Origin of the sequence: Mycobacterium kyorinense (assembly GCF_002101735.1) — a bacterium.
GTDB lineage: Bacteria > Actinomycetota > Actinomycetes > Mycobacteriales > Mycobacteriaceae > Mycobacterium > Mycobacterium kyorinense.
In genome coordinates this window covers 11,917-32,512 of record NZ_LQPE01000047.1, presented here as the reverse complement: position 1 = coordinate 32,512, position 20,596 = coordinate 11,917, and the positions used below count along the sequence as shown (strand labels likewise).

Below are 20,596 nucleotides of genomic sequence, written 5' to 3'. Positions count from 1 at the left end.
AGCGGCGCTTGATGGCAGAGACCCGGGTACTGGCGGTGGCCAACCAGAAGGGCGGGGTGGCCAAGACGACGACGGTGGCCTCGCTGGGAGCCGCGATGGTGGACAAGGGACGGCGAGTACTGCTCGTCGATCTCGATCCGCAGGGCTGTCTGACCTTCTCGCTCGGCCACGATCCCGACAAGCTGCCGGTGTCGGTGCATGAGGTGCTGCTCGGCGAGGTGGAGCCCAATGCCGCGCTGGTCGACACCGCGGAGGGCATGACACTGTTGCCCGCCAACATCGACCTGGCGGGCGCCGAGGCGATGCTGCTGATGCGGGCCGGCCGCGAGTACGCGCTCAAGCGCGCGCTGGACAAGCTCGCCGACCAGTTCGACGTGGTCGTCGTCGATTGCCCACCGTCGCTGGGGGTGCTGACGCTCAACGGGCTGACCGCCGCGGACGAGGTGATGGTGCCGCTGCAGTGCGAGACGCTGGCGCACCGCGGCGTCGGGCAGTTCCTGCGCACAGTCGCCGACGTCCAGCAGATCACCAACCCGCGCCTGCGCCTATTGGGTGCGCTGCCGACCCTGTACGACCCCCGCACCACCCACACCCGCGACGTGCTGCTCGACGTCGCCGACCGCTACGACCTGCCGGTGCTGGCGCCGCCGATCCCGCGGACAGTGCGCTTCGCCGAGGCCAGCGCGTCGGGGTCGTCGGTGATGGCGGCACGCAAGAACAAGGGCTCGGTGGCCTACCGCGAGCTGGCCCATGCTCTGCTCAAGCACTGGAAGTCCGGCAAGCCGCTGCCGACGTTCACGCCCGAGATCTCTTAGCCGAGTGCGACGACGGAGTCGCCGCGCTGCTCGAGAATCTGCGAGCCCGATACGGCGGGAATCACCGGCGCCGTACCCGGCGGCCGCTCGACCGGGATATCGCGTTCGTGCGCGCCGGTAGCCGGGTCATAGACACCGATCCCGCCAGCGACCGGGACCAGCAGCCGGCCCGCCATGACGGTCGCCGGACCCACCGGGACGACCGGATCGTCGGGCGCGACCGTGTAGCGGTAGGTCAGCGTCGCCGCGTCGAACACCAGCACCGCGTCGCCAGTCCACCAGCTCACCAGGTTGCCCAGCCGAGACACCACGTTCGACGGCATCGGCTGCTTGGGCAGCACCGTGCTCGCCACAGTGGTGCCCGATGCATCGACCACCTCGACCCGGGGCTGCGGAGACGGCAGGTAGACGGCCGTGGTGGTGTCCGACACGGCCAGCACCCGGGCGCCCGACCCGGCGCCGATTCCCGGCTCGGGCACATACCGCTGCTCGGGTTCGTCTTCTTCCTTGCTCGGCCGCAGCAGCGTCAGCCGCAGATCGGCCTGCTTGGGGCATGCTTCCAGTACCGACACGGCCGACGAGCTGGCCGCCGCCGACGTCAGCGTGCATCCGGTGTGCAACCCCTGCGACGACGGCTTCACCCGGGCGTCGATCTCGCCGTAGGACAGCATCCGGACCATGTCCGAGCGCCACAGCTCCAGCCGCGTCTTCCCCGCCGACAGCACGGTCGTGCCGTCGGAGGAGACGTCGACCTGCTTGTCGGCGTAGCTGCTGCGCGCCGGCCCGCGGCGGCCGGTGGAGGCGTCGATGGTGCTGACCTGTCCGCAGCCGCGGTCGTCGGGATAGACGGCGACGGCGTAGCGGTAGACCCAGGACACCGCGCACAGCCGCCGGTTGCGCGAGTAGCTCCAGCGCACGTCGCCGCTGGCCGGATCACGGCCCTGCACCGACTGCCCGTCGCCCGTGACCACAGCGCCGGCGACCACCACCGGGAGGCTGGTCGCTGCGCTCGGCGCTGTCCAGAGTTGCTTGACCGACGCGGGCACCTCACGGGCCGTGCTCGGGGCGGGTATCGGTACTGCGGCGGGTCGGCTGCTGGTGGCCCTCGCGTCGCTGGTCCACCAGATCAGCGCTGCCACCACCGCGACGACGCCCACGATCGCGGCGGCGGCCACCATGTCGGCCCTGCTGCGGCGTTCGGGTTTGACCATCGGGCGGCGGGCGGCGAGCCGACTCAGTTGGCGTTGGCGGCGACCTCCGCCGCTTTGCGGGGCCGGCGGCGCCGACGTCGGCGGCCGCTGTGCGTGCCCTCGCCGGCGGGAGCTTCGGCCGGCGCGTCACCGTTGGTGGCCGCGGCGGGGTGCCCGGTTACCGGTTTGCCGCCGCGGGTGCGTCGCCGTGACCGGGTGCTCTTGCGGGCCGGCTTGTCCCCGGCGGCGGCGGCCTTCTTGGCCTGCGGTTTGCGGGGCGCTCCGACCGTGCCGCGGGCCTCGGTCGGGATGTCCAGTTCGGTGTAGAGGTGCGGCGAGCTCGAATAGGTTTCGGCCGGATCGGGGCAGCCCAGGTCGAGCGCCTTGTCGATCATCGCCCAGCGGGCCAGCTCGTCCCAGTCCACCAACGTGACTGCGACGCCGGTGCGACCGGCTCGGCCGGTGCGGCCGATGCGGTGCACGTAGGTCTTTTCGTCGTCGGGGCACTGGTAGTTGATGACGTGGGTGACGTCGTCGATGTCGATACCGCGGGCGGCCACGTCGGTGGCGACCAGCACGTCGATGCCGCCGGCGCGAAATGCCTTGAGCGCCTTCTCCCTTGCGATCTGGCCGAGGTCGCCGTGCACGGCGCCGACGGCGAATCCGCGCTCGGCCAGTTCGTCGGCCACCTTCTGGGCGGTGCGCTTGGTGCGGGTGAAGATCATGGTGGCGCCGCGGCCACGGGCCTGCAATATCCGGCTCACCAATTCGATCTTGTCCAGCGCATGCGCCCGGTAGACGAACTGCTCGGTGGCGTCATGCACCGCCGAGGCCTGCGGCGCCTCGGCACGGATGTGGGTCGGTTGGTTCATGAACGTGCGGGCCAGCGTGATGATCGGGTCCGGCATGGTCGCCGAGAACAGCATCGCCTGCCGGTCCTCGGGGATCTGGCGCAGGATGCGCTCGATGTCGGGCAAAAAGCCCAGGTCGAGCATCTCGTCGGCCTCGTCGAGCACCAGCACCGCCAGCCCGCCCAATTGCAGGTGGCCCTGCTGGGCCAGGTCGAGCAGCCGGCCCGGGGTGCCCACCACCACGTCGGCGCCGGCGCGCAGCGACTCGATCTGCGGCTCGTAGGGGCGGCCGCCGTAGATGGAGACCACCGACAGCCGCCGGCCGCCATCGGCGTGCAGGTGCTTGGCCGCGGTGGCCAGGTCGCCGGAGACCTGCAGGCACAGCTCGCGGGTGGGCACCACGACCAGCGCGCGCGGGATGCCGGTCAGCGGGCGGTCGGTGTCGGGGTCGGTGATTCGCTGCAGCAGCGGCACGCCGAAGCCGAACGTCTTGCCCATGCCGGTGCGGGCCTGGCCGATCACGTCGTCGCCGGCGAGCGCCAGCGGCAGCGTGAGCTCCTGGATGGCAAAGGGATGTTCGATGCCTTCTTCGGCGAGTGCGCGCACTATTTCGTCGCGAACTCCAAGACTGGCAAACGTGAGGTGAGGTGCGTGAGTGACGGGAGTCATGCGTATGCGGGTGTGCCTCTCGGTATCGGTTTCGATCAGGTCGTTTTGCGGGTCACGCGCGCACGAGCTGAGTGTCGAATCCGATGCCGGTTCGCGGGGCCCTGCACTCTCACAGGCGGGCCGACTGCGTGCACGCACATTTCGCGGGTAGCGGCGGTAAGGATTTACCGCCACCACCGATGTCCATGATAGTCCCCCGCAAGCGGGTGGTGCCCCCAGGTCGGCCGCGGACACCCGCTGGACGCACCGGGTCGCCACCGACGGGGCCTACAGTGTTGCCATGTCCTCGCTCTCACGCGCCGACGAATTGGCCGATCCGCCCCCGCCACGACTGTCGGCCGATCATCCCGGCGTCAACGAATTGTTCGCGCTGCTGGCGTACGGCGAGGTCGCTGCTTTCTACCGGCTTACCGACGAGGCGCGGATGGCGCCGGACCTTCGTGGCCGGATTTCGATGGCCCGGATGGCGGCCGCGGAGATGGGGCACTACGAGTTGCTGCGCGAAGCCCTGGAACGGCGCGGCGTCGACGTCGTACCGGCCATGTCGAAATATGCCTCCGCGCTCGACGACTACCACCGCCTGACGACGCCGAGCACCTGGCTGGAGGCGCTGGTCAAGACCTATGTCGGCGACGCACTGGCGGCCGACTTATACCTGGAAATCGCCGACGGGCTGCCCGCCGAGGTGGCCGACGTGGTGCGCGCGACGCTGTCGGAAACCGGGCACTCCCAGTTCGTGGTCGCCGAGGTGCGCGCAGCGGTGAACAGCAGCGCCAAACAGCGCAGCCGGCTGGCGTTGTGGTCCCGTCGGCTGCTCGGCGAAGCGATCACGCAGGCGCAGTACGTGTTGGCCGACCATGACGAGCTGGTCGATTTGGTGGTGTCCGGGACCGACGGATTGACGCAGCTGACGGGTTTCTTCGACCGGTTGCAGCACACCCACGACGAACGGATGCGCGAGCTCGGTCTCGCTTAACGGGCGCAGGTCGCGATGATCGTGTTGCTGGCCGACACGGCGACCGGCTGGCCCTGCGCATCGATGATCTCGCAGTTGAGCCGACCCGTAAGACTCGTCGCCACAACGGATTTCGTCTGCACGCCGGGGTTGAGTATGACGGCCTTCGACCAGGGCAACGACACGTTCAGGTCGGTGCGCGGCAGGCCCTGCTCGTCGGTGTAGACGATGTTGACCAGGTCGAGCATCCCCTTGGTGCCGGTCACCCGGTAGACGACGGTGTTCGGGCTCGGTGGCGGCAGCGGCGCCGGGGCGGCCTCCGCCGGCGGTGCCGCACTGGGCACCTCGGTCGGACTGGCCGTGACGCTGGGTTCGCGCGGGGGCGGTGTCACGGTGGTGACCGTCTCGGGTGGCAGCGACGCGCTGGGCGGCGACGTCGGCCGCGGCGTGGCGATCACCGTGCGCGTGGGTGGCGCCACCGTGGCCGTCGTCGAGGTGCTGTCGCCGCCGTTGAGGATCACGACCGTGGCGATCACGGCCAGCACGAACACGACGGCGGCGATCACGGCCACCGGACGCCAGCGTTGATCGGCCGGCTCGACCAGATCGTCGTCGTCCGGGTAGGTCTCGTAGACCAGCTCGTCTGGGTAGTCCTGGATCTCCGTATCCAAGTGATTCATGGTGCTAATAGTGCAGATGTTATCGATGTGAAGTAGCCGCGGTGACGGGCGGCACCCGGTGTGTTGGTCACGATTTGGCGACACTCGTGCTCGCGAACGCTTGGCGCCGACCGGCTTTCACGACCGCCCTGGGCCGTCCACTAGCCTGCATGCTGAGAACGTCTACAAGGAAGGGGCCGGCGTGGAGGTCAAGATCGGTATCACGGACAGCCCGCGGGAGCTGGTCTTCACCAGTGCGCAGACGCCCAGCGAGGTCGAAGAACTGGTCAGTGCCGCGCTGCGCAAAGACTCCGATGTGCTGAGCCTGACCGACGAGAAGGGCCGTCGCTTCCTGATCCAGACCGCCAAGATCGCCTATGTCGAAATCGGCGTGGCCGACGCCCGCCGCGTCGGGTTCGGGATCGGTGCCGCTAGGAGCGGGTAAGCGGCACGTGCGATAGCCCGCCCCAGGCGAACTGCACAGTGCCCTCCACGGCGTCTTCCTTGGAAATCGGACGGTCGGTATCCAGCCAGTACCTGGCGCAGTCGACACTGATGCCGACCAGGCCCACCGCGATCATCCTGGCCCGGTGTGGATCCAGCCCCGAATCGGCGCTGATGAGGTCGAACACCGCATCGATGCACGATTCGGTGGCCACCCGCACCTGGGCGGCCACCTGCGGCTCGGTGACGTAGTCGTTTTCGAAGATCAGCCGGTAGCCCTGGCCGTCGTGCTCGATGAAGTCGAAGAACGCCTGTACCGCTGCGCGCAACCGCTGCCGGTTGTCGGTGGTGGTACGCAGGGCCTGCCGCACGCCGGACACCAGATTTTCGACATGCCGCTGCAGCACCGCCAAGTACAGTTCCAGCTTGCTCGAAAAGTGTTGGTAAAGAACAGGTTTGCTGACTCCGGCCCGATCGGCGATCTCATCCATGCCGGCCGCGTGATAGCCGCGGTCGACGAAAACCTCGCTGGCAGCGACGAGCAACTGACCGCGGCGCTCGTCGCGGGGCAGCCGATTACCCCGCCGGGCGGGGGCGACAGGGTCCGCCGTCCGCCTTGCGGCCGCGTTGGCGAGATCGCTCATCAAGTCCTCAATCTGCTTGGTTGGCCACACATCGTCAGCCACGCTCGTCGCAACGACACTACTACCCGTACCTTCGCGCGCTGGTTATTGATGCGGTCAACGCTTTACCGGGCACGCCAAAGGTCCCAGCTAGCGGCATCCTCAGCAGGGAATGTGCGATCCTGAGGCGGTGACTTACCACCCGGAGGGGCGTGGGGGCGGTCCCGTACCGGTTCTCCGCGACGACTGGCGAGAACCGCTGCGCGCGCAGCGGGATCCGCTCGCCGACAGCTCCGGACGGGCCCGTTCCAACCGGGACAGGCCGCGCCAGTGGCGCAAACAAACCTGGCTGGGCCGGTTCGTGTCGACCTATGGTTGGCGTGCCTATGCGCTGCCCGTGCTGACGGCGCTGACCGCGGTGGTGTTGTACCAGACGGCGACCGGGACCAGCGCGCCACCTCCGGCGTCGAAGGATCCGGCGCAGGGTCCGCCGGCGATCGGGTCGGTGGGCACGGCGATCATCGATGCGCCGCCGCGGGGCCTGACCATGTTCGACGCCAATCTGCCCACCGGCATGCTGCCCGACGGCGGCGCGTTCACCCAGACCGGAGACAAGACCTGGCGCGTCATCCCGGGCACCACCCCGCAGATCGGGCAGGGCGCCGCGAAGGTGTTCCGCTACACCGTCGAGGTGGAAAACGGGGTCGATCCGGCCGCGTTCGGCGGTGACGATGCGTTCGCCCGCATGGTCGACCAAACGTTGGCCAATCCCAAGAGCTGGACGCACAATCCGCAGTTCGCCTTCATCCGGATCGACGGGAGCGCGCCGGGCAGCCCCGACTTCCGGATCTCGCTGAGCTCTCCGATGACGGTACGCGAGGGCTGCGGCTACGAATTCCCCTTGGAAACGTCCTGTTACAACCCGTCGTACGGTCCCGAGGGGCAGCCGCGAGTATTCATCAACGAGGCCAGGTGGGTCCGCGGCGCGGTGCCGTTCGAGGGTGACGTCGGTTCGTACCGCCAGTACGTGATCAACCACGAGGTCGGTCACGCCATCGGCTATCTGCGTCACGAGTCGTGTGACGCGCAGGGCGGGCTGGCGCCGGTGATGATGCAGCAGACGTTTTCCACGTCGGACAACGACGCGTCGAAGTTCGACCCGGAGTGGGTCAAGCCGGACAATAAAAGCTGCCGATTCAATCCCTGGCCCTACCCGATCGCCTAACGTCGGGAAGCTTCTGTCGCTGTTTGCCGTTGATCCGGGCAACTGCTGTGATTAATAGACAGCAATCGAAAAGCAACCTAGGAGATATCGGTGTCGACGTCGTTGCCGCCGCTGGTTGAGCCGGCCGCCGAGCTGACACGAGAAGAAGTCGCGCGCTACAGCCGGCATCTCATCATTCCCGACGTGGGGGTCGACGGGCAGAAGCGGCTCAAAAACGCGCGCGTGCTGGTGATCGGCGCCGGCGGACTCGGCGCGCCGGCGCTGCTCTACCTGGCGGCCGCCGGGGTCGGCACCATCGGCATCGTCGACTACGACGTCGTCGACGAATCCAACCTGCAGCGCCAGATCATCCATGGCGTCTCCGACATCGGCCGCTCCAAGGCGCAGTCCGCGCGCGACTCGATCGCCGAGATCAACCCGCTGGTCGAGGTCAGGCTGCACGAGGTCCGCCTCGAGCCGCACAACGCGGTCGAGCTGTTCGAGCAATACGACCTGATCTTGGACGGCACCGATAACTTCGCCACCCGCTATCTGGTCAACGACGCCGCCGTGTTGGCGCACAAGCCCTACGTGTGGGGCTCGATCTATCGCTTCGAGGGCCAGGTGTCGGTATTCTGGGAAGACGCCCCCGACGGGCGGGGCCTGAACTATCGCGACCTGTACCCGGAGCCCCCGCCACCCGGCATGGTGCCGTCGTGCGCTGAAGGCGGGGTGCTGGGCATCCTGTGCGCGTCGATCGCGTCGGTGATGGGCACCGAGGCCATCAAACTCATCACCGGCATCGGCGAACCGCTGTTGGGCCGGTTGATGGTGTACGACGCGCTGGAAATGAGCTATCGCGCGATCGCGATCCGCAAAGACCCGTCGACGCCGAAGATCACCGAACTGATCGACTACGAAGAGTTCTGCGGCGTGCTGTCCGACGAGGCCGCCGACGCCGCCGCCGACGCCACGATCACCCCCCGCGAGCTGCGCGAGTTGCTGGACTCCGGCAAGAAGATTGCGCTGATCGACGTGCGCGAGCCGGTGGAGTGGGACATCAACCACATCGACGGCGCTCGGCTGATCCCGCAGTCGTCGATCAACTCCGGTGAGGGCCTGGCCCAGCTGCCGCAGGACCGGATCCCGGTGTTGTACTGCAAGACCGGTGTGCGCTCGGCCGAGGCGCTGGCCACGCTGAAAAAGGCTGGTTTCTCCGATGCGGTTCACTTGCAGGGCGGCATCGTCGCCTGGGCGCAGCAAATGCAGCCCGACATGGTGATGTACTAACCGAGAACCCCAGCTCACGGCGATTAGGCTGGTCGCGTGACTGTCGAGCCGCCGCCCGAGCATGTGTTGGCGGCGTTCGGTGTGAGCGGTGTGCGTCCGGTGCCGTTGGGCGCCAGCTGGGAAGGCGGCTGGCGGTGCGGCGAAGTCGTGCTGTCGATGGTGGCCGACCATGCCCGCGCGGCCTGGTCGGCCAAGGTCCGCGAAACGCTGTTTGTCGACGGGATACGGCTGGCCCGTCCCGTCCGCTCGACCGACGGGCGCTATGTGGTTGCCGGGTGGCGCGCCGACACGTTCGTCGCCGGCACACCCGAGCCTCGCCACGACGAGGTGGTTTCCGCGGCGGTCCGGTTGCACGAGGCCACCGGCAAACTGGAACGCCCCCGATTCCTGACCCAGGGCCCCTCCGCGCCGTGGGCCGACGTCGATGTCTTCATCGCCGCCGACCGCGCCGCCTGGGAAGACCGCCCGCTGGCCTCGGTGCCGCCGAACGCGCGGATCGCGCCGCCGTCGGCCGACGGGCAGCGGTCGATCGAGCTGATCCACCAGCTGGCAGGTCTGCGGCGACGCACCAAGAGTCCCAGCCAGCTGGTGCACGGCGACCTCTACGGGACGGTCCTTTTCGCGGGCGCGGCCGCGCCCGGAATCACCGACATCACCCCCTACTGGCGGCCGGCGTCGTGGGCGGCGGGAGTGGTTGTCGTCGACGCACTGTCATGGGGTGAAGCCGACGACGGTCTCATCGAACGCTGGAACGCCTTGCCGGAGTGGCCGCAGATGTTGTTGCGGGCGTTGATGTTTCGGCTCGCGGTCCATGCACTGCACCCGCGTTCGACGGCGGAGGCCTTTCCGGGTTTGGCCCGTACGGCAGCGCTGGTGCGGTTGGTGCTCTAGTCCTTGAACCTGGCCGAGTGTGGGCTTGATGCACGCCTGCGGCGAAAAGGCGTGGATCAAGGCCACATTCGAGCTAGAACGTGTGACGGACCTCGGCCAGCGACACCCTCCCGTCGACGGCCAGAACCCCTTCCGCCCGAAGCAGTTCCAGCTGCTGGGTGGTCAGATGCCTTGCGGGCCGGCCCGATGCGGTGATCACTCGGTGCCAGGGCAGGTCGGAGGAATCGGTGCGCATGATCCACCCGACGATGCGTGGGCTGGAAAGGCCTGCGGCAGAAGCGATATCGCCGTAGGTGGCGACCCGCCCGGGAGGGATTGCGGCCACCAGGGCCCGCACCCGCTCGACCTGTGCGTCGGTCACCTTCGCCACAAGTCAGCCCAGCCGCTCGCGAATCAGCGCCGCCACCTCGGCCGGCTTGGCTTGCGCCACCATGTGTTCGCACTCGAAATCGACCAGTCTGAAGTCCGGTCCCAGCTTTTCACGGAGGCTGCTGATGAGCTCGTCGCCGACATACGGTGGCGACGTCCACCGCGCCCGTACCAGCGTCGTGCCGATCCCTTTCGGCGGCAACACGATTGGGCGGGCCAGCTCACTCCAGTAGGACATCATCGCCGGCAGGCTGATCCGCCAGCCGTAGCGGCCGCCCGGCAACGCGACGAGGTGCTCGTCGAGTTCGGCGTCGAGCAGGGCCGGGTCCACATCCACCCACGAACCCGTCGCCTTCTCCGCGCGGGCTTCTGCGGCGTCCGGGTAGTCGGGGGAGGCCAGCATCGCGTCGGCGATCTCGCGCATCCACCTGCCGTCCAAACCGATCGCGGGATCGAGCAGCACCAGCGCCGCCACCCGGTCCGGGTGTGCGGCGGCCAGATGCAGCGCGATCGCGCCGCCGAAGGAATGCCCGACCACCAGTACCGGGGCGTCGGCCTGCTCCTTCAGCAACCTGGCCAGGACCGCGACGTTGGCGTCGATGCTCCACGGCGCGGCCCACGACGACCTGCCGTGTCCGAGCAGGTCGGGTGCGGCCACAGCGACCTCCGGCAGGTGCTGCGTTGCCAGCGCTCGCCAGCGCCGCCCGTGACCCGTCAGACCGTGGATCGCCAGCAGCCGCACGGGCCCGCGCGGGCCGTAGCGATGGACGTGCAGGTCGGTCACCTGTCGAATGGTGCCAGCTGGCCGGCGACGGCCCGAATGGCCTGCCACCAAAAATGTGTCAATAAGCTGGTGAGCAGCACAGTAATGTTGATCTGCACACCCGGCATACTCCGAGAGAGGTCGCGTGATGGGCGTCCCGCCTGATAGCAGCCCGTACGGGTCACAGACCGTCATGGGTCCCGGCTGGCCGAATGTCGATGAGGAACAACTTACGGCCGCCGCGGAGCAGTACGAGCAGCTGGCGATGCATCTGACTGGGACCGTGGTCCCTCAGCTGCAGGGGCAATGGACCAACATGTCCAACAGCTGGTCGGGCGCCGCGGCAACGGCGGCGCTGGGCGAGGCCAGCACGATCATCAGCGGCCACGAGATGAACGCCGCTCAGGCGCAGGCGATTGCGATGCAGCTGCACGCCATGGCGGCGGCCGTGACCCAAACCAAAGCGATGGTGAACGCGACCGCACAAGAGATTCAGCACATGTGCGAAGCCATCGAGGCCATGCCGATCCAGAACAAGGAAGAGTTGCTGCAAAGCGCGATCAAGTTGGGCCAATCGCAGAACATGGCCGACGTGTCGGCCAGCACCGGCGAGCTCGCCAGCCAACTCGGCGTGCCTGCGGTGAACCCGTCCGCGATACCCATCCCGCCCGGCGGCGCGCCGGGTGCAGGGCAGGCCAGCAAAGACGCGCAGGAGGCCGGAAAGACCGGTGGCCAGGGCGGGCAGCAGATCATGCAGATGATGAGCGGGATGGTCGGCCAAATCGGGCAGATCCCGCAGCAGCTCAGCAAGATGGTCAGCGGGCAAGGGTTGCAGCAGCTGACCCAGCCGTTGCAGCAGATCTCGTCGATGTTCGGCCAACTGGGCAAAGGCGGTGGCGGCGGAGCGGGCGCGTCGCCGTTTGCCGCGTTCAGCAACCACCCGGCGGCGGGTGGTTCCGGCCCGAGGGCCGGCGGGGGCATGATGCATGGGGCGTCGGTGCCCGGCTCCGGCGGCAGCTCGCCACGGACCCCGCTGATGGCCAAACTGGTCGACAAACACACCAACGTCTCCCCGACCGCGGTGGAGGAGGGCGCGGTCGCGGGCAGCACGGCAACCGCCGGGGCGGCACCGGTGGCCGCCGGCGGCGCCATGGGCGGCATGGGCGGCATGGGCATGATGGGCCACCGCGAGACCAGCGGGGGGACGCGGGCAGGGCTGGCGGTTCCGACGCCGCTCGACCACGACCTTTCCGAGGACGAGGGCGACGATGACTGGTGACGTTGGCGGGCACCGAAGCGTGAAGAGGAGACGGTCTTCATGAATTTGCCACTAGAGAGATCTGGACCCCAGTCCTGGGATCCGGCGTCGGGAATCCAGCTACCACCGATGCCGACGATTCCGCCGGGCGACGACCTCATGAGCCAGACGATCTCGGCCGCGCTGCCGACGCTGGCCGCTCCGTTAGAGGCCAACATGGCGATGCTGCAGGGCAAGGAAACGATGTTTTCCGGCAAAGTGGCCGCCTCGAACGTGGCCTACCAGGGTTCCGAGGAGTCCGGCGAGCAGGGCGTGATGCAGATCGTGCAGATGCTCGGTCAAATGGCGGGCCAGGCCGGGCAGATGGGTGAAATGGCCAGTGCGCCAGGGCAAATGCTCGGCCAGATGGGCGGTCAGTTCAGTCAGCTGATGCAGCCGATGATGCAGGCGTTCCAAGGCGCCGGCCACGGCGGACAGGGCCAGACACCCGGCGCGCCGGGAGCCGAAGGCGCCGCCGGCGGTGGCGTCGGTCAGGGCCCGGGCGGTATGGCCGGTGCCCAGCAGCAAGGACGTGACGACGACAAGGCCGTTACTCAGCCTCAGCCCGAGCCGCAGCACAACGCGGACCGGGGCGACCAGGCGATGGCGGGACCGCAAGCCGGCCCGGGCGAGACTCGGCACGGCCTGACGCCGCCCCCGGTGTTCCCGCACGAGCAGCCGCGCCACGACGGCGGCGGGGAGGACCTCGCTCGGCGGGTGTGACCGCGATCGTCGCCGAGCGGCCCGGGCCGACTTGTCGGACCCCCGTGATGTCATGCCGCTATGGCACATCGGTGGGGTCGCGAGGCGCGCACGGTGTTGAATCCGGGTCTGCGCGGCCGGATTCGGGTGCTCGGAGGCCCGGGCACCGGTAAGAGCAGCCTGCTGGTCGACGCCGCGGCCGCCCGCATCGCTGCCGGTGCCGAACCGGAATCTGTTCTGTTGCTGACGGGTTCGGGCCGCATCGCCACCCGGGCGCGCAGCGCGTTGACGGCACAGCTGTTGCGGGCGCGGACGGAAGCTGCCGGGCCTGTCGTGATCCGTGAGCCGCTGGTGCGCACCGTGCACAGCTACGCCTTCGCCGTGCTGCGGCTGGCCGCGCAGCGCGCCGGCGGGCCGCCTCCGCGGTTGGTCACCAGCGCCGAACAAGACGCAATCATCGCCGAGCTGCTGGCCGGCGACCTGCAGGACGGTTCGACGGCGTGGCCCGCCGAGCTGCGTCCCGCGTTGAGCACCGCAGGATTCGCCGCCGAGTTGCGGGATCTGTTGGCGCGCTGCGCCGAACGCGGTGTCGACCCGCGGGAACTGCAGCAGCTGGGCAGGTTGCACGGGCGCCCGGAATGGGCGGCGGCGGGCCGGTTCGCGCGCCAGTACGAGCAGGTGATGTTGCTGCGCGCCGCGGTAGGGACAGCCGCGCCGCAGGCGACCACGCCGGCGCTGGGCGCCGCCGAACTGGTCGGGGCCGCGCTGGAGGCCTTCGCCGTCGACCCGGAGTTGCTGGCCGCCGAGCATGCCCGGATCCGGGTTCTGCTGGTCGACGACGCCCAGCAGCTCGACCCCCAGGCCGCCCGTTTGGTGCGGGTGTTGGCGGCGGGCGCCGAGGTGACTGTGATCGCCGGCGACCCCAACCAGGCGGTGTTCGGCTTCCGCGGCGGCGACCCGGCCGCGCTGTTGCACAGCGACGATGCGCCGTCGGTGACGCTGACCTCGTCGCACCGCTGCGCGCCGGCGGTGGCGCGCGCCGTATCCGGCGTCGCGGGCCGGCTTCCCGGGGGGAGCGAAATCGACTCCGCCGGAACCGATTCCGGTTCGGTGACCGTGCGCCTGGCCGCGTCCGAGCATGCGGAGGCGGCGCTGATCGCCGACGCACTGCGGCGGGCACACCTGGTCGACGGGCTGCCGTGGTCGCAGATGGCGGTCATCGTCAGATCGGTGCAGCGCGCCGCGGCGGGGCTGGCGCACGCCCTGACCCGGGCGGGCGTCCCGGTGGCCGTGCCGACGTCCGGTGGGCAGCTGTGGCAGCAGCCCGCGGCGCGGGCGCTGCTGGCCGTGCTGGCCGCCACCGCCGACGGGCTGGACGGCGAGCATGCACTGGCGTTGCTGACCGGGCCGATCGGCCGGGTCGACCCGGTGACGCTTCGCCAACTGCGCCGGGCGCTGCGCCGCAGCGCACCGGACCGGGACGTCGACGACCTGCTGGTGTCGGCGTTGGCGGGCGACCCGCCGCCACTGTCCGCGGCGCACGCCCGCCCGCTGCGACGGGTCCGCGCTGTGCTCGACGCCGCCGCCGGCTGTCATCGCGACGGCCGGGATCCGCGCTACACGCTGTGGGCGGCGTGGCAGCGCTCGGGTCTTCAGCGTCGCTTGCTGGCGGCGGCTGAGCGCGGCGGCGCCGCCGGCACCCAGGCCGACCGCGACCTCGACGCGGTGACGACGCTGTTCGAGGTCACCGACCAATACGTGTCGCGCACCGCCGGGGCGTCGCTGCGCGGGCTGCTCGACCACGTCGGTGCGCTGCAGGTGCCGCCGGTGCGTCCCGAGCCCGGTGTGGCCGAACAGGTCAGCGTGCTCAGCGCGCACGCCGCGCTCGGCCACGAGTGGGACCTGGTGGTCATCGCCGGTCTACAGGAAGGGTTGTGGCCCAACACGATTCCGCGCGGCGGCGTGCTGGCTACCCAGCGGTTGCTGGACGTCCTCGACGGGGTCGGCGAGGGCGCGTCACTGCGGGCACCACTGCTCGCCGAGGAGCGGCGCCTGTTGGTGGCGGCGATGGGCCGGGCCAAAAAGCGGCTGCTGGTCACCGCCGTCGACGGAGAAGGCGGGCAGGCGGGCTGCGACAGCGCGTTGCCGTCGCCGTTCTTCTCCGAGATCGCGCAGTGGGCCACTAACGAGCTCGACACATCCCCTGTCACGGCCCCGCGGGTGTTGTCGGGGGCCGCGGTGGTAGGCCGGCTGCGCGGCGTGGTCTGCGCACCCGACGGCACGGTTAGCGAAACTGAAAGAGCAAGAGCAGCAACACAATTGGCCCGGCTCGCCAAGGCCGGCGTGCCGGGCGCCGACCCGGCCGGCTGGTACGGCATGACCCCGGTCAGCACCGCCGAGCCGCTGTGGAGCGGCGACCACCACGTGGTCACGCTGACGCCGTCGAGCCTGCAGACGCTGACCGACTGCCCGCTGCGCTGGCTGGCCGAACGCCACGGCGGAACCGATCCGCGCGACCTGCCGTCGGCCATCGGCTCTGTGGTGCACGCCCTGATCGCCGAGTCGGCGGCCAGCGAGTCGCAGCTGATGGCCGCGCTGGACCGGGCCTGGGAACAGCTGCCGTTCCAGTCGCGCTGGTATGCGGCCAACGAGTTGGCCCGCCATCGCGCGATGCTGCAGGCCTTCTTGGAGTGGCGGGCCCAGACGCGGCACGCGCTCACCGAGGTCGGCGTCGAGGTCGACGTCGACGGGGTGGTCGACGGTGTGCGACTGCGCGGCCGGGTCGACCGAGTCGAGCGCGACGCCGTCGGCCGGCTGGTCATCGTCGACGTCAAGACGGGCAAGACACCGGTCAGCAAGGACGACGCGCAGCGCCACGCGCAGCTGGCGGCCTATCAGTTGGCCGTGGCCGAGGGCGCCCCCGCGAGCGGGAGGGACCCCCAGTTGCCGCGTGCCGAGCCCGGCGGCGCCCGGTTGGTGTATCCGGGCAGGACGACGGCCGGCGGCGCCACCGAACGCGAGCAGGACCCGTTGACACCGGCCGCGCGCGAAGAGTGGCGCAACCTGATAAGGCAGGCGGCCGCCGCTACCGCCGGGCCTCAGTTTGTCGCCCGCATCAACGACGGCTGCGTGCACTGCCCGCTGCGGCCCAGCTGCCCGGCCCACACAGACGGGATCGCGACATGACACCCCGCTACAGCCCTGCCGAGTTAGCTTGCAGCCTTGGGCTTTTCGAACCGACCGAGGAGCAGGCCGCGGTCATCGCCGCGCCGCCAGGGCCGCTGGTCGTCATCGCCGGCGCCGGCGCCGGCAAAACCGAGACCATGGCCGCGCGGGTGGTGTGGCTGGTCGCCAACGGTTACGCGCGACCCGACCAGGTGCTCGGCCTGACGTTCACCCGCAAGGCGGCCGGGCAGCTGCTGCGGCGGGTCCGGTCGCGGCTTGCCCGGCTGGCCGGCACCGGACTGATCACCGGCGAGCCCGCGGGCGCCCCGGCGGTCAGCACCTACCACGCATTCGCCGGGCAGCTGCTGCGCGACCACGGCCTGCTGCTCGGCGTCGAGCCGGATACCCGGCTGCTGTCCGAGACCGAGCTGTGGCAGCTGGCGTTCGACGTGGTCAACGGCTACCGCGGCGAACTGCGCACCGACAAGACCCCGGCCGCGGTCACCTCGATGGTGCTGCGGTTGTCCGGCCAGCTCGCCGAGCACCTCGTCGACACCGCGCAGCTGCACGACACCCACGTCGAGCTGGAACGGCTGGTGCACACGCTGCCGGCCGGCCCCTACCAGAGAGACCGCGGCCCCAGCCAGTGGCTGCTGCGGATGCTGGCCACCCAGACCGAACGCGCCGAGCTCGTGCCGCTCATCGACGAGCTGCATGCGCGGATGCGGGCCGAGAAGGCGATGGACTTCGGCATGCAAATGGCCGCGGCCGCGCGGCTGGTGACGACGTTCGGCCAGGTCGGTAAGGAGCTGCGGAGCCGCTATCGAGTGGTGCTGCTCGACGAGTACCAGGACACCGGTCACGCTCAGCGCGTCGTGTTGTCGTCGCTGTTCGGCGGCGGAGTCGACGAGGAACTGGCGTTGACCGCCGTCGGCGACCCGATCCAGTCGATCTACGGCTGGCGCGGCGCCTCGGCCACCAACCTGCCGCGGTTCACCACCGACTTCCCGCGGCCCGACGGCACGCCGGCGCCGATGCTTGAACTGCGCACCAGCTGGCGCAACCCGCCGCGCACCCTGCAAGTGGCCAACGCGGTCTCGGCCGAAGCGCGGCGACGGTCGGTGGCGGTGCGGCCGCTCCGGGCCCGGCCCAACGCTTCACCCGGCACGGTCAGATGCGCGCTGCTGACCGACGTATGCGCCGAACGCGAGTGGATCGCTGACCACCTGCAGCACCACTACGAGCGGGCCGGCTCGGCCGGCGGCGCGCCGCCGACCGCCGCAATCCTGGTGCGGCGCAACGCCGACGCCGCACCGATGGCCGCGGCGCTGCGGGCCCGCGGCATCCCGGTGGAGGTGGTGGGGCTGGCCGGCCTGCTGTCCGTCCCGGAGGTCGCCGACGTGGTGGCGATGCTGCGGCTGGTGGCCGACCCCGCCGCCGGATCGGCGGCCATGCGGGTGCTCACCGGACCACGCTGGCGGCTCGGCGGCCGCGACATCGCGGCGCTGTGGCGGCGGGCCGTCGCCCTGGATGGCGGTGCGCGCGAAACGGATTCCGTCGAGCGGATCGCGGCGTCGGCCGGCCCGGACGCCGACACCGCCGGCCTGGCCGACGCCATCGACGACCCCGGACCGGACAGCGAGTATTCACCGGCCGGGTATCGGCGCATCACCGCACTCGCCGACGAGTTGACCACGCTACGTGGACATCTCGGCCATCCGCTGCCCGACCTGGTCGCCGAGGTGCGCCGGGTACTGGGCGTCGACTGCGAGGTCCGTGCCGCGCAACCGGCCACCACCGGGTGCACCGGTACCGAACACCTCGACGCCTTCGCCGACGTGGTCGCGAGCTACGCCGAGCGGGCCGGCAACCCCTCGGTCGAGGGTCTCCTTGCCTACCTGGATGCCGCCACCGACGTCGAAAACGGCTTGCCGCCGGCGCAAGTCACCGTCGCCCAGGACCAGGTCCAAGTGCTCACCGTGCACGCCGCCAAGGGCCTGGAGTGGCACGTGGTGGCCGTTCCGCATCTGTCGGGCGGCGTGTTCCCGTCGACCGGGTCGGCCCGCACCTGGCTGACCGATGCCGCCGAGCTGCCGCCGCTGCTGCGAGGCGATCGCGCTTCGTTGGGCGCGCACGGCGTCCCGGTCCTGGAGACGTCGGACGTCGTCGATCGAAAACAGTTGTCGGACACGATCTCTGCGCATCGCCGCCAGCTGGAGCAGCGGCGCATGGACGAGGAGCGCCGCCTGCTCTATGTGGCCATCACCCGCGCCCAGGACACGCTACTGCTGTCCGGCCACCACTGGGGTGCTACCGGGATCAAACCGCGCGGCCCGTCCGACTTCCTGCACGAGCTCAAGGACGTCATCGAAAGGCACGACTGCGGCGAGGTCGAACACTGGGCGCCGCCACCTGCCGACGGCGAACCAAACCCGTTGCGCGACACTGCTGTAGAAGCCATCTGGCCCGTCGACCCACTCGGCGCCCGGCGTGCCGACGTGGAGCGCGGCGCGGCGCTGGTGGTCGCCGCGATGTCGCAGGCCGACGCGGCCTTACCGGCCGACCCCGACGTCGATGCGTTGCTCGCCGAACGCGCGCGCGCCACCACGCCGGCGACGCCGAGCCTGCCCGGCCAACTGTCGGTCAGCGGCCTGGTGGACTTGGCCCGCGACCCGGACGGCGCGCTGCGGCGGCTGACGCGCCGGCTGCCTGCCCGCCCCGAGCCGCATGCCTTGTTGGGCAATGCGTTTCACGAATGGGTGCAGCGGTTTTACGGCGCCGAGCGGCTGTTCGACCTCGCCGACCTGCCCGGGGCCGCCGACACCGAGACCGCGCAGGCCGACGCCGAGGAACTGGCCGCGTTGCAAGAGGCCTTCCTCGCCTCACCCTGGGCGTCCCGCACCCCTGTCGCCGTCGAGGTGCCCTTCGAGATGGCCGTGGGCGACACCGTGGTGCGCGGCCGCATCGACGCGGCGTTCGCCGAACCGGATGGCGGCGCCACCGTGGTCGACTGGAAGACCGGCGAGCCGCCACGCGGCCCGGAAGCCGCCCGGCACGCGGCAATCCAGCTCGGCGTCTACCGGCTGGCCTGGGCGGGACTGTCCGGCTGCCCGGAATCGTTGGTGCGCACCGCTTTTCACTACGTCCGCAGCGGAACCACCGTCGTGCCGCACGCATTGCCGGGGCCCGGCGAACTCGCGGCGCTGCTGGCTAGGCAGTGCGCCTGATTTTGAGAGCGGAGGTGATCATCGGGATCTGTAACGGCAACCGGGCCAACGCGACCAGCCGCATCGGCCAGGGCCTGGCCCACCACAGCCGCACCATGTTGACGTTGGCCGGAAAGACCGCGACGAACAGCACCGCCGCCGCCAGCGCGCCCAACCGGCGGGTGCTCCTGGCCAGCAGCAGCGCGCCGGTCGCAACCTCGCCGACGCCGGACGCATAGGTGTAGAGCCGCTGGCTGCCCGGCAGCTCCGTCGGGACGATGGCGTCGAAGGGTTTGGGCGCCAGAAAATGGGTGATACCCATCCCGATCAGCAGGGCACCCATCCGGTATGCCGGAGCCGCGCTCGCGTCGGGGTGAGCTGTGGTAGCGGTCATGGTTACATTGTGTCGTGCGCCTGCCGATGAGCCGTGGCCAGAGCTAGCTGGCGGCGGTTGAGCGGTCTCGACGAGACGCTCACCGCCCAGCCCAGTTACGCCCTTGTCGGTGTGCTGCGCATCCCCGGAAGCGAAGCCAGCCCGGTGCGTGTCATCACCCGCCGGGTGACCATCGCCACGGTGGCGTTGTTCGCGGCGACCGTGATTGTCTACCTCGACCGCGGCGGGTACCACGATGCCAACGGCCACCACCCGCTGACCTTCCTGGATTGCCTGTACTACTCGGCGGTGTCGCTGTCGACGACCGGGTACGGCGACATCACCCCGTACACCGAGACCGCCCGCCTGGTTAATGTCGCGATCATCACCCCGCTGCGGGTCGCGTTCCTGATCGTGCTGGTCGGGACGACGCTCGAGGTCCTCACGGAGACCTCGCGGCAGGCACTGAAGATCCAGCGTTGGAGGAGCAGAGTGCGCAACCACACCGTCGTCATCGGCTACGGCACCAAAGGCAAGACGGCCGTCGCCGCAATGCTGAGCGACGAGGTACCGGCCGGCGACATCGTCGTCGTCGACACCGATCGGGCCGCACTCGACCACGCCGCGGCGGCCGGGCTGGTCACCGTGCACGGCGACGCCACCCGATCCGACGTGCTGCGGCTGGCCAGTGCGCAGCACGCCGCGTCGATCGTCGTCGCCACCAGCCGCGACGACACCGCGGTGCTGGTCACGCTGACCGCAAGGGAACTTGCGCCGAAAGCCAAGATCGTCGCGTCGATCCGGGAGGCCGAAAACCAGCATCTGCTGCGGCAATCGGGCGCCGACTCGGTCGTGGTGTCCTCGGAGACCGCGGGCCGGCTGCTCGGCATCGCCACCACCACGCCGAGCGTGGTGGAGATGATCGAGGATCTGCTGACTCCCGACGCCGGATTCGCTATCGCCGAACGAGAGGTGGAGCAGACGGAGGTCGGCGGGTCGCCGCGGCACCTCACCGACATCGTGTTGGGCGTCGTGCGCGACGGCAACCTGCTGCGGGTCGACGCGCCGGAGGTCGACGCCATCGAGGCCGACGACCGGCTGCTGTACATCCGCAGCGTGGGGAAGTAGAG

Annotated in this window: 18 protein-coding genes; 11 read left to right on the top strand and 7 right to left on the bottom strand. The window is 70.0% G+C overall.

The genetic code is table 11. The features are described from left to right. Positions 1-11 precede the first annotated feature (11 nt). Positions 12-815, top strand: a complete 804-nt coding sequence (locus AWC14_RS07710) for a ParA family protein (RefSeq protein WP_045383572.1) — start codon at positions 12-14, stop codon at positions 813-815. On the opposite strand, the gene AWC14_RS07705 is transcribed toward AWC14_RS07710, so the two are convergent. Beyond that, a complete protein-coding gene (locus AWC14_RS07705) occupies positions 812-2,026 on the bottom strand; it encodes an Rv3212 family protein (RefSeq protein WP_057003338.1) in 1,215 nt (404 codons plus the stop codon). The genes AWC14_RS07710 and AWC14_RS07705 overlap by 4 nt on opposite strands. A gap of 23 nt (positions 2,027-2,049) precedes the next feature. Continuing rightward, entirely contained in the window at positions 2,050-3,525 is a 1,476-nt protein-coding gene (locus AWC14_RS07700) for a DEAD/DEAH box helicase (RefSeq protein WP_045383576.1), read from the bottom strand. A 280-nt stretch (positions 3,526-3,805) separates the two neighbouring features. Between AWC14_RS07700 and AWC14_RS07695 the strand changes: the two genes are divergently transcribed. Beyond that, positions 3,806-4,501, top strand: a complete 696-nt coding sequence (locus tag AWC14_RS07695) for a ferritin-like fold-containing protein (RefSeq protein ID WP_045383579.1) — start codon at positions 3,806-3,808, stop codon at positions 4,499-4,501. Here AWC14_RS07695 and AWC14_RS07690 read toward each other — a convergent pair. Next, positions 4,498-5,160, bottom strand: a complete 663-nt coding sequence (locus AWC14_RS07690) for an MmpS family transport accessory protein (protein WP_045383581.1) — start codon at positions 5,158-5,160, stop codon at positions 4,498-4,500. The genes AWC14_RS07695 and AWC14_RS07690 overlap by 4 nt on opposite strands. 181 nt (positions 5,161-5,341) lie before the next feature. On the opposite strand from AWC14_RS07690, the gene AWC14_RS07685 reads away from it, so the two are divergent. Further along, positions 5,342-5,584, top strand: coding sequence for a DUF3107 domain-containing protein (locus AWC14_RS07685; protein ID WP_045383584.1), 243 nt, complete (start codon positions 5,342-5,344; stop codon positions 5,582-5,584). On the opposite strand, the gene fasR is transcribed toward AWC14_RS07685, so the two are convergent. Next, positions 5,571-6,227, bottom strand: a complete 657-nt coding sequence (gene fasR / locus AWC14_RS07680) for an HTH-type transcriptional activator FasR (RefSeq protein WP_045383616.1) — start codon at positions 6,225-6,227, stop codon at positions 5,571-5,573. The genes AWC14_RS07685 and fasR overlap by 14 nt on opposite strands. Before the next feature lie 169 nt (positions 6,228-6,396). Between fasR and AWC14_RS07675 the strand changes: the two genes are divergently transcribed. The 3 genes from AWC14_RS07675 (at position 6,397) to AWC14_RS07665 (ending at position 9,591) form a co-directional block, all read left to right on the top strand. After that, positions 6,397-7,431, top strand: a complete 1,035-nt coding sequence (locus AWC14_RS07675; RefSeq protein ID WP_045383619.1) for a DUF3152 domain-containing protein — start codon at positions 6,397-6,399, stop codon at positions 7,429-7,431. 90 nt (positions 7,432-7,521) lie between these two features. Then, on the top strand, positions 7,522-8,700 hold the full coding sequence (moeZ, locus tag AWC14_RS07670; RefSeq protein WP_045383586.1) for an adenylyltransferase/sulfurtransferase MoeZ: 1,179 nt from the start codon (positions 7,522-7,524) through the stop codon (positions 8,698-8,700). Positions 8,701-8,736: 36 nt separating this feature from the next. Next, positions 8,737-9,591 carry a TIGR02569 family protein gene (locus AWC14_RS07665; protein WP_045383588.1) on the top strand — a complete coding sequence of 285 codons (855 nt, stop codon included), beginning with the start codon at positions 8,737-8,739 and terminating at the stop codon, positions 9,589-9,591. Positions 9,592-9,664: 73 nt separating this feature from the next. On the opposite strand, the gene AWC14_RS07660 is transcribed toward AWC14_RS07665, so the two are convergent. Continuing rightward, the gene (locus AWC14_RS07660; protein ID WP_045383590.1) at positions 9,665-9,961 is read right to left on the bottom strand and encodes an MGMT family protein; all 297 of its coding nucleotides are present in this window, start codon (positions 9,959-9,961) and stop codon (positions 9,665-9,667) included. A gap of 3 nt (positions 9,962-9,964) precedes the next feature. After that, positions 9,965-10,744, bottom strand: a complete 780-nt coding sequence (locus AWC14_RS07655) for an alpha/beta fold hydrolase (RefSeq protein ID WP_045383593.1) — start codon at positions 10,742-10,744, stop codon at positions 9,965-9,967. A gap of 127 nt (positions 10,745-10,871) precedes the next feature. Between AWC14_RS07655 and AWC14_RS07650 the strand changes: the two genes are divergently transcribed. The 4 genes from AWC14_RS07650 to AWC14_RS07635 are packed head-to-tail and all read left to right on the top strand — an operon-like array spanning position 10,872 to position 19,114. After that, positions 10,872-12,002, top strand: coding sequence for a hypothetical protein (locus AWC14_RS07650; RefSeq protein ID WP_045383595.1), 1,131 nt, complete (start codon positions 10,872-10,874; stop codon positions 12,000-12,002). Positions 12,003-12,041: 39 nt separating this feature from the next. After that, positions 12,042-12,743 carry a hypothetical protein gene (locus AWC14_RS07645; RefSeq protein ID WP_045383597.1) on the top strand — a complete coding sequence of 234 codons (702 nt, stop codon included), beginning with the start codon at positions 12,042-12,044 and terminating at the stop codon, positions 12,741-12,743. 60 nt (positions 12,744-12,803) lie between these two features. Continuing rightward, on the top strand, positions 12,804-15,908 hold the full coding sequence (locus AWC14_RS07640) for an ATP-dependent helicase (RefSeq protein ID WP_045383600.1): 3,105 nt from the start codon (positions 12,804-12,806) through the stop codon (positions 15,906-15,908). Further along, the gene (locus tag AWC14_RS07635) at positions 15,905-19,114 is read left to right on the top strand and encodes an ATP-dependent helicase (RefSeq protein WP_057003339.1); all 3,210 of its coding nucleotides are present in this window, start codon (positions 15,905-15,907) and stop codon (positions 19,112-19,114) included. Before AWC14_RS07640 ends, AWC14_RS07635 begins: the two co-directional genes overlap by 4 nt. On the opposite strand, the gene AWC14_RS07630 is transcribed toward AWC14_RS07635, so the two are convergent. Further along, positions 19,098-19,487, bottom strand: a complete 390-nt coding sequence (locus AWC14_RS07630) for a DoxX family protein (RefSeq protein ID WP_045383603.1) — start codon at positions 19,485-19,487, stop codon at positions 19,098-19,100. The genes AWC14_RS07635 and AWC14_RS07630 overlap by 17 nt on opposite strands. 33 nt (positions 19,488-19,520) lie before the next feature. On the opposite strand from AWC14_RS07630, the gene AWC14_RS07625 reads away from it, so the two are divergent. Further along, positions 19,521-20,594 carry a potassium channel family protein gene (locus tag AWC14_RS07625; protein WP_057003340.1) on the top strand — a complete coding sequence of 358 codons (1,074 nt, stop codon included), beginning with the start codon at positions 19,521-19,523 and terminating at the stop codon, positions 20,592-20,594. Positions 20,595-20,596 lie beyond the last annotated feature (2 nt).

Bases quoted from the DNA above. Each gene is read 5' to 3' on its own strand.
- AWC14_RS07710 (WP_045383572.1), top strand. From the start codon at position 12: ATGGCAGAGACCCGGGTACTGGCGGTGGCCAACCAGAAGGGCGGGGTG.
- AWC14_RS07705 (WP_057003338.1), bottom strand. From the start codon at position 2,026: ATGGTCAAACCCGAACGCCGCAGCAGGGCCGACATGGTGGCCGCCGCC.
- AWC14_RS07700 (WP_045383576.1), bottom strand. From the start codon at position 3,525: ATGACTCCCGTCACTCACGCACCTCACCTCACGTTTGCCAGTCTTGGA.
- AWC14_RS07695 (WP_045383579.1), top strand. From the start codon at position 3,806: ATGTCCTCGCTCTCACGCGCCGACGAATTGGCCGATCCGCCCCCGCCA.
- AWC14_RS07690 (WP_045383581.1), bottom strand. From the start codon at position 5,160: ATGAATCACTTGGATACGGAGATCCAGGACTACCCAGACGAGCTGGTC.
- fasR (WP_045383616.1), bottom strand. From the start codon at position 6,227: ATGAGCGATCTCGCCAACGCGGCCGCAAGGCGGACGGCGGACCCTGTC.
- AWC14_RS07650 (WP_045383595.1), top strand. From the start codon at position 10,872: ATGGGCGTCCCGCCTGATAGCAGCCCGTACGGGTCACAGACCGTCATG.
- AWC14_RS07645 (WP_045383597.1), top strand. From the start codon at position 12,042: ATGAATTTGCCACTAGAGAGATCTGGACCCCAGTCCTGGGATCCGGCG.
- AWC14_RS07640 (WP_045383600.1), top strand. From the start codon at position 12,804: ATGGCACATCGGTGGGGTCGCGAGGCGCGCACGGTGTTGAATCCGGGT.
- AWC14_RS07635 (WP_057003339.1), top strand. From the start codon at position 15,905: ATGACACCCCGCTACAGCCCTGCCGAGTTAGCTTGCAGCCTTGGGCTT.
- AWC14_RS07630 (WP_045383603.1), bottom strand. From the start codon at position 19,487: ATGACCGCTACCACAGCTCACCCCGACGCGAGCGCGGCTCCGGCATAC.